Source organism: Corallococcus sp. 4LFB (assembly GCF_046520365.1).
Classification (GTDB): domain Bacteria; phylum Myxococcota; class Myxococcia; order Myxococcales; family Myxococcaceae; genus Corallococcus; species Corallococcus caeni.
This window is the reverse complement of the sequence record NZ_JBKGHJ010000038.1, coordinates 1-14514: the sequence shown is the minus strand read 5'-3', so window position 1 is coordinate 14514 and position 14514 is coordinate 1. Positions and strand designations below refer to the sequence as shown.

Genomic DNA, 14514 nt, shown 5'->3' with positions numbered 1-14514 from the left:
CGGCCCGGGGACGGCTCTCTTCGTCTCCGGGCCGCGCTCCGCCGGATTCAGCAGCGGTAGAGGTAGGTCAGCGCGGTGATGTCCGTGCTGGTGAACTCACCGGTCGGGTTCGGCGGGAGACAGGCATTGAAGATCGACCCGTTCACGTAGGACGTGGCGGGCGTGCCGGGGATGAGGATGGCCCCCACGCCCGCCGTGCCTTCACTGCCCCCGGTGCCGCAGCTGATGACCTGGGAGTAGTAGTCCGAGTGGCGCATGCCCAGCGTGTGCCCCAGCTCGTGGGTGACGATGTGCTCGACCGTGTCCAGCGGCGCGGTGTTCCACCCCGTACCGATGGTGATGGTCCCGTAGGGCAGGCCCCCCGAGGGGTAGCCCGAGCTGTAGCCCGTGCCCGCCGCGGTCTTCGCGACGATGGTCGCGCTGCAGCCGGTGGTGGGCCCCCGCACCATCGTGAAGCAGAGGCCCAGCGCGTTGTAGTTCTGGATGGCCAGGTCCAGGCCCTGGCTCAGCCGGCTGTAGCTGCTGAACGTGGACGTCGGGTTGATGCAGATCTTCCTCACGAGGGAGGTGCTGACGACGTTGGTCGTCCGGTACTGCTCCGCGCTGTCCCCCCCGGACTGGAGCATCTCGCGGGAGGCCTCGACGCTCACCAGGGCGTCGCCCCCCACGGAGACCGCCTCCCCCGAGACCTGGATGTCGCCCGCCTGGAACCCCGCCTCCAGCAGGTTGGAGACGATCTCCTGGTGCTCCTGCTCCAGGTCGGTACCGCAGCCGGACAGCCACGCACCACAGCCCACCACGAACACCGCCGCACTCTTGAACATGGTCGTCTCCCTCGGGTCCTGTCGAGCGGAGTCCGGCCTCAGCGCTCGACGATGTCCGCGTCCACCAGGTACGGCGACGCCGCGACAATCGCTTCCATCGTCCAACCCCGGTTGGCGCCGCGGCCGGTGTCGTCGCAATCGCCGTCGGTGTGGATGCCCAGCAGGTGTCCCTGGCGGTTGAGCACGCCCGCGCCGGAGCTTCCGACCAGGGTGTCCAGGTCCACGTAGTAGACCAGCGAGTTGCACGCATCCAGGTACTCGCCCTCGGCGATGGCCTTGGGCTTGCCCCGGGGATGCTGGATGATCGCCAGGCGCTCGCTGGGGACGGCCGTCAGCAGCACCGGCGCCACCTTGGGAAGCACGTCGAGCTGGATGAGCGCGTAGTCGGGTTCGAGCGACTGCTCGATGACGGTGCCCTCGGTGATGAGCGGGTCGCCGTCTGACTGCTCCTCGAAGTTGAAGACGAGCAGCGGCCGGTCGCCGAGCGCGACGCAGTGCCCCGCCGTCACCACCACGGGCCCCGCGCTCGCTTCAATCAGCGTTCCGGTGCAGCGCCCGTCAATCAGGACGACCGCGTCCTCGCTCGCCTGCGCGACGTCCGCGAACTCGCCCTGGTAGCTGTTGATGGGGGTGAAGTCGGCGGTCGGGCCGCACTGCGTGAGGCCATGCACCTCCGACGGCTGGCGCACCCGCGACGCCGCGGGACTCTCACAGACTGCCGGATGGGAAGCCGCGGGCACCTTCTCCTTTCCACAGGCCGTGAGGCCCAGGAGGAAGGTGCCCGCGAGGATGCGACCCCACGGACTCATGAAGGACTCAAGGGGTCGCAACGCCATTCCTTGATGCTAGTACAGGGCGTTCAGCGCCGTGATGTCGGTGCTGGTGAACTCGCCGCTCTCCGTCGAACGGAAGCAGGAGTTCATGATGGAGCCGCCCACCGTCGCGTTGCTCGGCGTGCCGCTGATGAGGATGGCGCCCACGCCCGCGGAGCCCTCGTTGGTGGCGGAGCCGCCGCAGGAGATGGAGCGGTTGTAGTAGTCCGAGTGACGGAAGCCGATGGTGTGACCCAGCTCGTGCGTGATGACGTGCTCGTTCACGTCCACGCTGTAGCTCTGCAGGGCGGTGCCGATGTTGATGGTGCCGTAGGGCCTGCCGCCCGACGGGAAGCCCGCGGAGCCGCCGGCGCCGGACGTCACCGTCGCGGTGATGTTCGCGCTGCAGCCCGAGGTGGGGCCACGCGCCATGGTGAAGCTCAGGCCGCGCTGGTTGTAGTTCTGGATGGCCAGGTCCAGACCCTGGCTCAGGCGGCTGTAGCTGTTGAACGTGGACGTGGGGTTGATGCAGATCTTCTTCACGGTGGAGGAGACGAGGTTCGTCGTGCGGTACTGCTCCTGGGTCTCCTTGCCCGTCTGGAGCATCTCGCGGGACGCCTCCAGGCTCACCTGCGCGTCACGGCCCACGTACACCTGGCCATCGGCAACCATGATGTCGTCGGCGGGGAAGCCGGCCTCGATCAGGTTGGAGACGATCTCCTGGTTATCGCTCTCGACGTCGCTACCGCAGCCGGACAGCAACGCACCACAGCTCGCCACGAGGACTGCCGCCTTCTTGAACATTCGTCGTTCCTCTGTTCGGGGGAGATCCGCTGCCGCCTGACCTTCCCGTCAGCCGCGGACAGCTTGCCCCGCCACTGAGCAACTGCCGGGCCAGCCAGGCGTCAGAGGGAATAACTGGGTTTCGTTGAATTTCTTGGAGCACCGATACTCCAGCTTCCAAGAATCTGAGCGTAAAACAGCGTGACAGTTTGAACTGCAAGTACCCGTCACGACGGTTCTTTTGCCTGCTCCATGGCGGCCCTCCTGTTTTCGGACAGGGGTGTCTTTCAATCAGTCACCCTCCCCGGGGTCCTATTTACCCCGGAAATTCATGCAATCCATGCAGATCTTGCCAAAGCTGGGAGTGAATCCACTCCCGGGGTATCCCGTCCCCATGTCCATGCGCCCTTCCCTCCCCATCGCCGCGCTGTTGGGTGCGGCCCTGTCGTTCCTCCCCGGCTGCGAGAGCACGAAGTCGAGCGGCCCGTCCCCCTCCGACACGCGGTCCCAGGACACCGCGTCCGTGCAGTCCGCCGAGGCCTGGGCGCGCGCACGCGTGGGAGACCGCGTCACCTACGCCTTCACCGCGACGCAGGGCCCCGCGCCTCGCGGCGGTGGCGGCAGTGCGCGCACCCTTCAGGGGCAGCTGACGCTGGAGGTGGTGGCCGTGCAGCAGCCCTGGGTGTGGGTGCGCGTGGCCTTCAGCGACGCGTCCGGCAAGCCCCTCTCCCAGGCGCGACTGGCGCAGGACCTGGTCCTGCCCGTGCGCGCGGACACGACGCGCCTGCTCGAAGTCCCTCACGGGGGCAAGGCCTCCGCCGAGGTCGCGTCCAGCGCGGGCCGCACCTGGGAGGCCGTCCGCTACGTCAGCGACCAGCGCCCCGTGGACGGCCCGCTGAGCACGCGCGTGTACGCCAACGCGCCGGGCCCGCTGTACCTCACCCGTGGCCTGATTGAAGCGGGCATGGAGGCGTCCGGCTTCGGCGCACAGGGGGGCTTCCAGCTGACGTTGCGCGAGGTGCGTGAGGGTTCGGCGGAGGCCAGCGCCCCCGTGCCCGCGCTGGAGCGGCCCCTGGGCCCGGGCGCGTACTACGAGCGGTTCGTGGACGTGGGCCCCGGACCCGGCGTGCAGCGCGTGTGCTTCACCGCCGAGCGCGGCTTCCTCCTGCGCACCGAGGGCCCCGTCGAGGCCAACGCCGCCCCGTGCTCGGACTTCTCCCAGGCCGAGCCGGAGCCCCTGGAGGAGCTGCTGATGGGCCTGCCCTGGGAGGTGCTGTCCGCGGGGGAATGGCCGCCCGCCGCCGCCGTGTCCGGCACCCGCGGCACGTTCAGCGCGGAGGGCGCGACGTGCCTGCCCTCATCACGCGGAGCAGTGAGGACGTCGAGGGCACCCAGCGCGTCTTCTCCGAGACCTACGCGGCCGAGCCGTGGGCGCCGGGGCTCGCGGGGCTGCCCTACGAGGCGCGCTTCCAGCCGCTCGCCAGCAGCACCGAGCGCGTGGTGACGGGCGGCCAGAACGTTCCGGAGGGCGGCACGCGGATCGTGCGCTGGGGTTCGTGGCTCGCGGGAGCGAAGTGACGCGGGCGTCCGGGTGACAGGCTTTACGGAGCCGGTGCATCGCTCCGTGAGCTGTCATTGCCTCGCACGAGCTCGACCTGGAGCCCCGCGCCGGCCGGGCGGTGCGCCCATTCCTGGAAGGAGGCGCGGAACGCCTCCACGGCCGCGAACAGCGGCCCCTGGGGCTGCCAGGACAACGCCGCCACGTCCCGGGCCTCGCGCACTTCCAGCCCGATGAGCAGGGGGCCTCCAGCGTGCGCGGGCAGGAAGGGACGCACGGAGAGACGCCGGTCCCCTTCCAGCCGATACACCAGGGCCGTGGCGTGTCCGAGGACCCAACCCGCGACGCGCTCCCGGTCCTCGGAGGTGGCGGCTTCGACGGACAGGCGCAGCGCGGCCGGTGGGGCCTCCATGGCGTTGAATGACTGGAAGAGCGCGGCCCACGCGGAGGGAGTGCGCGTGGCGCGGGCGTTGGCCACGAGCTCGCGGGCGCGGAGCAGCTCCTCCCGGATGACGCGGAACGTGGACCGCGACACGTTGCGCGCGGTGTTTCGCGCGGGGAGCGCGGGAGCGATGACGGGCAGGAGGTCTCGCTTGCCGTCGGGCCGGTAGCGCGCCGTCTCGGGTGTGAGCGCCACGGGCTGGGGCCACGGCCAGGAGGCGAAGGTGCTGAAGAAGTGCGCGAGCAGCGACGCGTCGGAGCGCATCGCGTCCGGGGTCGCGCGGGTGCAGGCCCAGGCCGCGAGCAGCGTCCACGACAAGCCGCCGAGGTAGCCCAGCGCGTGCGAGTAGAGGCCCCGCGCCCGCGCCCAGGCCTTCACCGCGCGCAGCAGGGTCCGGAAACGCTCGGTCCGTGCACTGTCATGGGCCAGGGCGTCCATCAGGCCCAGCGTGTCCGCCAGTCCCAGCACGGCGCGGAGGCCCGCGGAGTCGAGCCGGTCGCCATCCCGCGCGAGCAGCGTCAGGGGGTCTTCCGCGAGAACACCCTCTGGACGGCTCGCATAGGCGAGGTCGAAGCTCACGCCTCCCAGGGACAGCTTCACCAGCGGGATGGCGGCGTCCGCCACGTAGCGAGCCGTGCCGGGTGCCAGCGCCTGGAGGAGCGCTCGCGCGAAGTCCTCGCGGGGCAGGCTCGCCGGACCGATGGCGACCGCGTCCACGTCGCTGCCCGCGCCATCCGTGCCCAGGAGATACGAGCCATAGGGGTGCAGCGTGGCGCCGATCCGCTCGCAGTGCTGGCGAAGGGTGTCCACCGCCGCGGTCCTGGCCGCGTGTCCGTCCTGGGACTCGCCAGCGTCGAGCGAGGCCAGCGCCTCGCGCAGCGGAGCGTCCTCATGCTCCGGGGGTGCGCCCCGTCCCTGTCCCAGGGGAATGCGCCGGATGACCTCGAAGGGGGTGTCGCCCCTCCTCCGGATGAGACAGAGCTCGCCCACGCGGAACTTCAGTGGCCGCCAGCTTCGCTGCCACTCCGCGAGCGTGCGGGCGAGGTCCGCGTCCGAGGAGCGCGGGAGCTGCCCCACGGAGAGGTGGGGCGTGAAGCCGCCATGGGAGGACGTGGCGCATTCGGGCAGGGCCGCCACGAGCCTCGCGTGCAGGGCCGCCAGCGCGCCGGAGGGCTGCTCCTCGGGACGGAGCCACGCCGTCGCGTTGGCGCGGTGTTCGAAGTGGCTGAACGCGGAGAGCGTCACCTCGAAGGGCTCGATGCCCTGGAGGGCATCCACGAGGAGCGCCTCCGCCGTCTCGAAGTCGTCCTCAGGGACGAACGGATACAGCAGCGTGACGTGGGGCATCCACCGCTGGAACTTCGCGTCGTGCTTCTTGCGCAGCGCCTGGATGGGTCCCCAGACGTCCTCCGGGGGAATGAGCACCAGGGCGGTGTGGTGCACCAGCGCCGTCTGGGCCCGCGGCGCGAGCGTGGCCGCTTCCCGGCGCAGGACGCAGCGCACTCCGAAGTGATCCGACACGAAGAGGGCCTGCCCGGTGGGCGCGGGAGGGCCCGCCAGGGGCGCTTCGCCGAAGAGGTCCACGGCCGCGGGAGCGAGCCGGCCCGACGGAGACGCCACGAGCACCCGGTCCAACCGCTGGAGCCGCCCCGAGACGGTGGTGAGCGCCGCCAGCGTGTTCAGCCGTGGGTTGAACGTCTCCCCCGCTTCCGAAGGCCGCAATGCGGACCACGCATCCACGAAGCCCGCACGCGAGAACGCCTCCGCTTCCGGCGCCCCGTCACCGAAGTTGAAGTCACCGGCCAGCATCAGGTCCGGGGCCGCTTGGTCACCCGTGGCACCGAGTGCACGGGCCCATTCGAGGAGGGCCTCGATCTGCACGGCGCGCGCGGAGGCTCCGGATGGGTCCCGGTTGCTCGTCAGGTGCGGAGTGGCCACCCACAGCGGGCCCTCGGCAAGGCGCAGCTCGGCGGTGATGATGCGCTTGTCCCGGGAGAAGACGCGCTGCCACACGGAGGCGAACGGCACGCGAGACAAGAGCACCTGTCCATAGCGTTCCACGGTGTGCGCGCCAGGACCGTCGGACATCCAGTAGTGCTCGCGCACCCAGTGTTCCGCGAGCAGGGCCCGAAGGAAGGACGGGGTGACTTCCTGGAGCGCGATGACGTCCGTGTCCGTCTCGCGGAGCAGCGTGAGCGCCGCCGGGGTCCTGCGCTCGGTCGCCAGCAACTCCGCGTCGTACAGGTCGAAGAGGACGTTGAAGGTGGCGACGGTGAGCGAAGCCGGCTTGGGAACCGCGTGGCCCGGCTCCCCCGAACGCTCCGTCCACGAGCCCGAGCGCGCGTCGTACCGCCACGCGGGCAGCGGCGTGAAGCCCGGCACCGCGAGGAGCGGAGGCGGAGCGGGCTCCTCCTCCTCGGGCCGGGCATGGCTCAGCAGGTCGATGCGCTCCTTGCGGTCCCATACCACCTGGGGCCCGCGCTTGAAGTACCAGACGCGGTGCCACGGAATCTCGCCATCGGGGACGAACGCCTCGAAGGGCATCTCCTCCATCGCACCGCGATGCGCGTCGTAGCCGACGGCGAACTCGCGGGCGTCGAGCCGGGGATCCCACCGGATGCGGTGATACACCTCGCGGCTGGTCGTGAAGCGTTCCTGGGACATGGCGGAGCTCGTGGCGAAGGGTACTGGAAGGCACGCCAACACGGGCCGCGCACGCGCCGCGTTGACGCGTCGGTTCAAGTCCGCCTGACACGCACCCTCGCAAGGCCCAGCGGCTCAGCGCCCCAGGCGTTTCACATGGCGATCCTTCGCGATTCCCAGCTCCAACTCGAATGCACTGGTTTGGATGGTTGCGTGCCTTCAAGGCTCAAGGCAGGCCTCACTCCGCAGATTCCGATATACGGCGCTCCATGGGTGACTGGGGACAGGTGACGCTCTTCCGGACGGACGAGCTCGATGCGCTGGAAAGAGCCATCCGTGATCTCTGCCTGACAGAAGGGCTCGTGGCGGCGCCCTACGTGCGGCGCAAGCGCGAGAAGTGGGACCGGATGCAGTACGGGACGGGTGCGACCTCCGACCGGTGGGCCCTCGCGCTCGGGGCCGGCCTCGGAGGCTGGTCTGTCGTCAAGACGGCCCCGCTGGAGCTGCTCGCGGAGCCCGGTGCCTCCGGCGAGCACAGGCTGGGGGCCATCGCGCGCACGCTCGGCTGCGAAGCCCTGCACGTCTCTCTGTATGACGGCACTGCCATGGTGATCGCGCAGGCCGCTCCGACAGGCGAGGTCGTGCTCTCGGGCTACACCCTGGAGGGTCCGCTCTTCCATGGCATCGAGATTGAAGAACAACGCTTCGAGCCCAGGCTTGAAGGCACGCACGTGCCTCCTTCCGTCCAGGCAGCACTTGAGCACTCTGCTGCCGATGGCTTCAGCGAGGTCCTCACACAGCTCGCCGGACAGCACTGGGCTGAGGTCTCCCTGAAGCTCATCGAGGGTGAAGCGGTGCCGGCAGCCCGCGTGTTGTCATTCGCGCGGCCTGGGATTGAAAAAGGGGCTCCACTTCGACTGAAGCTCAGGGTCGAGGAGCATCCCCTCGGCACGCGCTACGTGCTGGATGACGGGATCTGGCTCGATGGCAGCAGCATCGAAGCGGCCGACTCGGAGGTGGGCGCTGCTTTTGTCGCGAAGGTGGCGCGCTGGCTCGGAGTCCCCGTGGCGCTCGAAGCTGGCGTGCCGCGTTCCCTCTTCTGCGTACGCGCGACGCCGAGCGAGTACACGCCCCGCGCCGGCTTCGAGACAGAGCTGGTATCCATCGGTGACGACGGGGGATGCGAGTTCCTGCTGCACACCGCGCGACGCCCTGGCATCGCGGAACTCGAAGAGCGCAGTCCCCACCAGCGACGTCGCCTTGTCACCCGACTCACCCGGGCCCTCGTGGGCGCGCGTGCGCACGGCGATGCGGCCTATCGAGGCTTTGAACGCGTGTTCAATGAGCCGACGACCCATGCCGTTGGCGCCTTCGCGGGCGAGCGTCTCGCCACGGCCTGGTGGCGCCGGGGACGTTCGGCGGTGGCAATCGAGGGCCAGGAGGTCTTCGAGCTACCCGGGCTCTGCACGGCCATCGCCGGTACGCGTCGACAGCTCGCGCTTGCGCTCGTCACGCCAGGACACGTCAACGAACGTTCCCAGGGCTACAGCCAGACGGATCCCACGGTCATTGTCGTCATGGACGTCGACACGGGAGAAGTCCGCGAGGTGCTCCGCAGCGACGAGCACCTGACGTTCGGCTTCACGCAGTTGTGCTTCGCGGGTGACGTGCTCGGCGTTCGCGCTGAGCGCGACGAAGTGCCCATCGTCGTCATGCTTGAAGGGGGCGCTCGAACGGAGTCGGCAGGGGACTTTCCGTCGTGGGCGCGAAAGCAGCTGCAGCCACCCCCAGGAGTCGAGGGGCTCTATTCGTCTTATGATCTGCCAATGCTCTGGGCCGGGCCGGACGCAGTCGTGGTGGTTGACGAGCACGCACGTGGAAACAGCCGAAGGGATGCAGGTGCGGCCCTTGCCGTGCTCGACCTGAGGACCCGTGAGCAGCGCCCCTTCTTTGAAGCCGCGGGCCTCGAACCCATCGCATGCTCCGCGAGCGGTGCGCGCTGCCTCGCGCGAATCGAAACGCGGCGGCTCTTCGTAGGGAAGCGAGCGGACCGCGACGCGTAGGCCTTCGCCGAACCCCACGCTCGCGAAACACGCTGGCCCGGGTCTTGCCATGGAGCCCCCGTGGAGGAAGACACGGAATGGGTATTCGCGCAGGCGTGGTGGGGACGGGGTTGGTGGTCATGTCTTTGCTGTCGGCGGGTTGCAACGGCGGGTCGCCAACAGTTGATCCGCACGACGACCCTGTCGTCGACCCATCCGACGGAAACGAAGTTCCCACGCTCCCCCCGCCGGGTTCCATTCCGGACGCAGGCACGCTCCCTCCTGACGAAGATGGGGGGACACCCGATGCGGGCGGAACCCCCGACGCGGGGACGACGCCGGATCCGGATGCCGGCACCGGCGAAACACCCGACGCGGGCCCGTGGCCCACGGACGCGGTGCTCGACTACACGCGCTCGTATGGCGTCGGCAAACCCCAGAGCGTCGGCGTCGATGAGGGATTGAACCTCTGGCTCCTCGACGGCCGCCGCATCGGCGTGCTTCGCCCGGGCGACACCGCGCCCACGTGGACCACCGGCGTCGGTCAGGCGCGCGAGCCGTTCGGCCCGGAGGCGCTCGCGATGAGCTCCTCGGTCATCTGCGGCGGAGAGGCCGGACGCGCCTACGTCGGCTACACCGCCAACGAGATGAAGCGCGCCGAGGGCATCGAGCAACGCACGTACATCCCCTGGAAGGGCGAGGCGGGCTACTCGCCCGAGCGCTTCGCCGAGTACCAGAAGGGAGACCTCGACGCCGTCCGCGTCCAGCCCGACGGCAGCGTCACGCTGGAGGAGCACCTGTGGCGCACCACCGGCGCGTCGAACAAGGACCGTCAGGCGGGCATCCACAACACCAATGACTTCCACTACGAGGAGGACCGCTCCGTCCTCAACTGCGCCCGCGTGACGCGCGGCCGCGACCGCGGCGACCTCTACATCACCACCAACCACGGCGTGACGCGCATCCAGGGGCTCACCTACAACAGCCACCGGCACCCGGGCTGGTACCTCTTCGAGGACGGCTCGGAATGGGGCTCGCTGCAGTGTCCCTACATGCATGGCCTGGGCATCGCGCCCAACGGTGACGTCCTCGTCGCCAACGAGCAGATGCTCGGCGTGCTCGTGCCCAGCCCGAAGCTGGAGGAGTGGGACCGCGAGTTCACCTGGGAAGGCCCCACACCCTGGAAGTTCAAGAGCTACAACGACGCGCTCAACGGGCAGGCCACGGACGACTACTGGCGCGCCTTCGAGCAGGTCAGCTCGGGCCGCTACTACCTGGGCAGCGCGCAGTACGGCGTCTGGGCGCTGACGCCGAAGTCCCGCTCGGCGGGCAACTGGTCGAAGCTCGCGGGCCTGCCCACCAACCGCATCCTCTCGCTCAAGGCGACGGACGACGGCGCGCTCTACATCGGCACCAACGGCGCCGGCCTCTGGCGGCTGGAGGCCGACGGCACCACGCTGGCCCAGGTGCGGGAGGTGTCCGGCCAGCGCGTCCTGCAGCTCGTCTACGAGCCCAGCGTGAAGCCGAGCATGCTGCTGGTCCTCACCGACCAGGGGCTCACGGTCCTCCGGGGGCCGTGAGCCCGGGGCCTCAGGCGAGCTTCGCCAGGGTGGGCAGCACCTGCCCGCTCTGGCCCTGGACGAAGTGGTGGAAGCGCTCCGTGTTCGCGGCGGACTCGTAGTTCACGAGCCACGTGTCCCCGCGCACGGAGCGCACCTCGTCCACGATGCCCGCCGCCGGCCACACCGCGCCGGACGTCCCCGCGGCCAGGAACACCAGCCGCGTGCCGTCCTGGCGCGAGATGAACTCGCCGATGCGCGCCAGGTCCTTGGGGTCCAGCATCTCCCCGAACCAGACGATGTCCGGCCGCAGCCGGCCCCCGCAGCCGTCGCACCTCGGCACCGTGCCCGACGGGTGCACGGTGGTGTCGGCGAAGGGCTCGCGCGCGCAGTCCGCGCACTTCGTGCGGAAGAGGTTGCCGTGCATGTCCACCACGCGCTGGCTGCCCGCCTTCGTGTGCAGGCCGTCCACGTTCTGGGTGGCCAGGAGGAAGCGGTCCCCCAGGTGCTGCTCCCAGCGCACCAGCGCGTCGTGGCCCGGGTTGGGCTTCACGTCCGCCGCCCCGGCCCGGCGCTGCGAATAGAAGCGCCAGACGAGCGCGGGGTTCGCCTCGAAGCCCTGGGGGGACGCCACCGCCTCGACGGGGTGGTTCTCCCACAGCCCGTTCATGCCCCGGAAGGTGGGCACCCCGCTCTCCGCGGAGACTCCAGCACCGGTGAGCACGAGCAGACGGGTTCGCGAATCCAGGACGAGCGGTTCCACACAGCCTCCTTGTGCCAGCGGGCACGAGGGTTGTTAGAAGGGGCGGGACGGACTTCCTGACAGAGGACCCCATCATGGCCGAAGTCACCCTGGATCTGCGCGGTCAGCCCAAGACCGAGGCATACGCCGAACTGAAGACGCACGCGGTCGCCATCCTCGAAGGCGTGGATGACGACATCTGCGCGATGGCGACGATGAGCTGCCTGCTGCACCACGCCTTCGGCCACCTGTGGACGGGCTTCTACCGGGTGGTGACGCCCGGGAAGCTGCTGCGCGTGGGCCCCTACCAGGGGACGCTCGGGTGCCTGGAGATCACCTTCGGCAAGGGCGTGTGCGGCACGGCCGCGGCGAAGGGGGAGACGGTGGTGGTGGCGGACGTGCACGCCTTCCCGGGCCACATCACCTGCGACGGGCGCTCCGCGTCGGAGATCGTCGTGCCCGTGTTCGGGCGAAACCGCGAGCTGCTCGCGGTGCTCGACATCGACTCCGAGCACAAGAACACCTTCGACGACGTGGACCGCGCGGCGCTGGAGGACCTGGTGTCCTGGTTCCAGCACCGCGCGGCCTGAGCGCCACCGTCGCGCCGGAGCTCAGCGCTTCGCGAGGCGGGCGTAGGCCACGGCCAGCGCCCCCGCGAAGCGCGCGTTGTTCTCCAGCAGCGCCAGGTTCGTCTTGAGGCTCTTGCCGCCGGTGCGCTTCGCCATCTCGCCCAGGAGGAACGGCGTCACGGCCTTGCCGCGCACGCCCTGGCGGTCCGCGTCCGCCAGCGCCGACGCGATGTGCAGCTCCACGTCGTTGCGGCCCAGCGCGGCCTCCGCCGGAGGCGGCACGGTGTAGAGCACGCCGCCCTGCCCCAGCATGTCGAAGCGAGCATGGGCGATGCGCGCGGCGGCCTCCGCGTCGTCCGCGCGGTGCTCCAGGGAGAGGCCGGACTCGCGGCTGTAGAAGGACGGCAGCTCGTTGGTGCCCACGCCGATGACGGGCACGCCCGCCGTCTCCAGCAGCTCCATCGTCTTGGGCAGGTCCAGCACGGACTTGGCGCCCGCGCACACCACGGCGACGGGGTAGCGCGACAGCGCCGCGATGTCCTGGGAGATGTCCCAGTGCTCGGCGGCGCCCCGGTGCACGCCGCCGATGCCGCCGGTGGAGAAGACGCGGATGCCCGCCGCCGCGGCCAGCTCGCACGTGGCGCTCACGGTGGTGCCGCCGCTGGCGCGGGTGGCCAGCGCCACGGCCAGGTCGCGCGAGCCCAGCTTGAGGAGCTTCTCCTTCCCTTCGGCCAGCCGGCGCAGCGCGGCGTCCTCCAGGCCAATCCACACCTCGCCGTCCACGATGGCGATGGGCGCGGGCACGGCGCCGGCGCGGCGGATGGCCTCCTCGCACGCGCGAGCGGCGGCCAGGTTGTCGGGATACGGCAGGCCCTGCGCGACGACGCTCGTCTCCAGCGCCACCAGCGGCTGCCCGGAGTCCTTCGCGCGCCGCACCTCGTCCGAATAGCGGAAGTCCATGGGCGGGCATTTACGCCATGGGCGGGGCGGCCCGACAAGCACGGGCGTGGGGAAACGTCGACGCGACGTCGCCCGGGCGGAGCACCGCGCGTGCGGGTCACCCGCCGTGGAAGCGTCGCGGGGCCGCCTGTTCGTTGCAGCTCCGTCGGTTGCATCCGGACTCGCGGCGCCCTATGCCCCGCCGCGTGAGCACCTCGTCGCCCGCCGTCGCAGCGCCCGCCCGCCTCCTCTCCGCCTCCGACGTCGCGATGATCGCCGTCGTGGTCGTCTGGGGAACGAACTACACCCTCGTGAAGGACGCGCTGGAGGGCATGCCGCCCCGGGCCTTCATGTCGCTGCGCTTCGGGCTCGCGGCGCTCGCGATGGGGCTGGTGTTGTTCGCGGTGGAAGGCCACAAGCCGATGCCGTGGAAGACGCTCCTGCGGCTCACCGCGCTGGGGTTCGTGGGCAACACGCTGTACCAGCTGTTCTTCATCGAGGGCCTCGCGCGGACCACGGCGGCCAACAGCGGGATGCTCACGGCGGTCAGCCCCGTGGTGACGGCGGCGCTCGGCGCGGCGCTCGGGATTGAACGGCTGCGGCGCCCGGTCGTCGCGGGCCTGTCCCTCGCGGTCGTGGGGATGCTGCTCGTCGTCGGAGCGCGGGGCCCGGACCTGGGCGCGGCGACGTGGGTGGGCGACGCGCTGATTGTGTGCAGCTCGCTGTGCTGGGCCATCTACACGGTGGGCACGCGCGCGGTGGGCGCGGGCGTGTCCGCGCTGCGCGTCACCGCCATCACCATGCTCACGGGGGCCCCGGGCGTGGTGCTGGCCGGAGCCTCCCAGGTCATCGCGCTGGACACGTCGCGCGTGAGCGCCGCGGGCTGGGTCGCCCTGGTGTACTCGGCGCTGGTGCCGCTGGTGCTCGCGTACTTCGTGTGGTTCCGCAGCGTGCAGCAGGTGGGCACCAACCGCACGACGCTCTACGGCACCGGCATCCCCGTGGTCGCCGCCCTCACCGCCTGGGCGATTCGCGGCGAGCGCCCCACCCTGTTCCAGATCCTCGGCGCGGCGCTCATCCTCACGGGCGTGCTCATCAGCCGCCGCCAGGACACCGCCGTCACGAAGGCCTGACGGCTCAGCCGCGAGTCCCGCGCTCCAGCGTCAGCCCGTACTCCTCCATCTTCCGGTCGAGCGTGGGCCGGCTGATGCCCAGCAGCTCCGCCGCGCGGACCTTCTTCCAGCCGGACTCGCGCAGCGCCTCCGCGATGGCGTCGCGCTCCAGGCGGGCCACCTGCTCCTGCAACGTGCGAGGCGCCTGCCCCACCGCGCCCTCGCGCACCTCCGGAGGCAGCTGCGGGATGCCCACGTGGCCCGCCGCGTACACGCGCCCCAGCCGCTCCGCCACCAGCTCCAGCTCGCGCACGTTCTGCGGCCACGGATACTCCGCCAGCAGGCGCCGGGCCTCCGGTCCCAGCACCGGCGCCTCCCGCCCTCCCTGCCGGGCGCCGCGCAGCGCGAAGTGCTCCAGCAGCACCGGCACGTCCCCCCGCCGCTCCCGAAGCGGCGGCACCTCCAGCTCGAAGCCCGCCAGCCCCCGGG

General features: G+C 70.6%; 11 protein-coding genes and 1 pseudogene. 5 read left to right on the top strand and 7 right to left on the bottom strand.

Annotated features, from left to right (window positions below):
• Positions 1-47: 47 nt before the first annotated feature.
• From ACLEQD_RS06790 to ACLEQD_RS06780, 3 genes are read right to left on the bottom strand one after another with little or no spacing between them, the layout of a single operon-like run.
• On the bottom strand, positions 48-824 hold the full coding sequence (locus ACLEQD_RS06790; protein ID WP_410382668.1) for a zinc-dependent metalloprotease: 777 nt from the start codon (positions 822-824) through the stop codon (positions 48-50).
• A gap of 38 nt (positions 825-862) precedes the next feature.
• Entirely contained in the window at positions 863-1660 is a 798-nt protein-coding gene (locus ACLEQD_RS06785; protein WP_410382666.1) for a trypsin-like serine peptidase, read from the bottom strand.
• Between the two features lie 9 nt (positions 1661-1669).
• Positions 1670-2440, bottom strand: coding sequence for a zinc-dependent metalloprotease (locus ACLEQD_RS06780; protein ID WP_410382664.1), 771 nt, complete (start codon positions 2438-2440; stop codon positions 1670-1672).
• A 310-nt stretch (positions 2441-2750) separates the two neighbouring features.
• On the opposite strand from ACLEQD_RS06780, the pseudogene ACLEQD_RS06775 reads away from it, so the two are divergent.
• Positions 2751-3997: pseudogene (locus tag ACLEQD_RS06775) on the top strand (DUF6068 family protein).
• A gap of 23 nt (positions 3998-4020) precedes the next feature.
• Here ACLEQD_RS06775 and ACLEQD_RS06770 read toward each other — a convergent pair.
• Entirely contained in the window at positions 4021-7083 is a 3063-nt protein-coding gene (locus tag ACLEQD_RS06770; protein WP_410382662.1) for a poly(A) polymerase, read from the bottom strand.
• A gap of 248 nt (positions 7084-7331) precedes the next feature.
• Between ACLEQD_RS06770 and ACLEQD_RS06765 the strand changes: the two genes are divergently transcribed.
• Together ACLEQD_RS06765 and ACLEQD_RS06760 are read left to right on the top strand one after the other, a co-directional pair.
• Positions 7332-9125 carry a hypothetical protein gene (locus ACLEQD_RS06765; RefSeq protein ID WP_410382660.1) on the top strand — a complete coding sequence of 598 codons (1794 nt, stop codon included), beginning with the start codon at positions 7332-7334 and terminating at the stop codon, positions 9123-9125.
• Between the two features lie 440 nt (positions 9126-9565).
• Positions 9566-10684 (top strand): two-component regulator propeller domain-containing protein, encoded by a 1119-nt coding sequence (locus tag ACLEQD_RS06760; RefSeq protein ID WP_410382658.1) that lies wholly within the window; start codon positions 9566-9568, stop codon positions 10682-10684.
• Between the two features lie 10 nt (positions 10685-10694).
• Here ACLEQD_RS06760 and ACLEQD_RS06755 read toward each other — a convergent pair whose 3' ends face one another.
• The gene (locus tag ACLEQD_RS06755; protein WP_410382656.1) at positions 10695-11426 is read right to left on the bottom strand and encodes an SIR2 family NAD-dependent protein deacylase; all 732 of its coding nucleotides are present in this window, start codon (positions 11424-11426) and stop codon (positions 10695-10697) included.
• 74 nt (positions 11427-11500) lie between these two features.
• Here ACLEQD_RS06755 and ACLEQD_RS06750 point away from each other — a divergent pair, with 74 nt between their 5' ends.
• Entirely contained in the window at positions 11501-11995 is a 495-nt protein-coding gene (locus tag ACLEQD_RS06750; protein ID WP_410382654.1) for a GAF domain-containing protein, read from the top strand.
• A gap of 21 nt (positions 11996-12016) precedes the next feature.
• Here ACLEQD_RS06750 and ACLEQD_RS06745 read toward each other — a convergent pair whose 3' ends face one another.
• On the bottom strand, positions 12017-12934 hold the full coding sequence (locus ACLEQD_RS06745; RefSeq protein WP_410382652.1) for a pseudouridine-5'-phosphate glycosidase: 918 nt from the start codon (positions 12932-12934) through the stop codon (positions 12017-12019).
• A 185-nt stretch (positions 12935-13119) separates the two neighbouring features.
• On the opposite strand from ACLEQD_RS06745, the gene ACLEQD_RS06740 reads away from it, so the two are divergent.
• Positions 13120-14046 (top strand): DMT family transporter, encoded by a 927-nt coding sequence (locus tag ACLEQD_RS06740; protein ID WP_410382650.1) that lies wholly within the window; start codon positions 13120-13122, stop codon positions 14044-14046.
• A gap of 4 nt (positions 14047-14050) precedes the next feature.
• On the opposite strand, the gene ACLEQD_RS06735 is transcribed toward ACLEQD_RS06740, so the two are convergent.
• Positions 14051-14514: helix-turn-helix domain-containing protein (locus ACLEQD_RS06735; RefSeq protein WP_410382649.1), on the bottom strand; the 464-nt coding region annotated here is incomplete at its 5' end.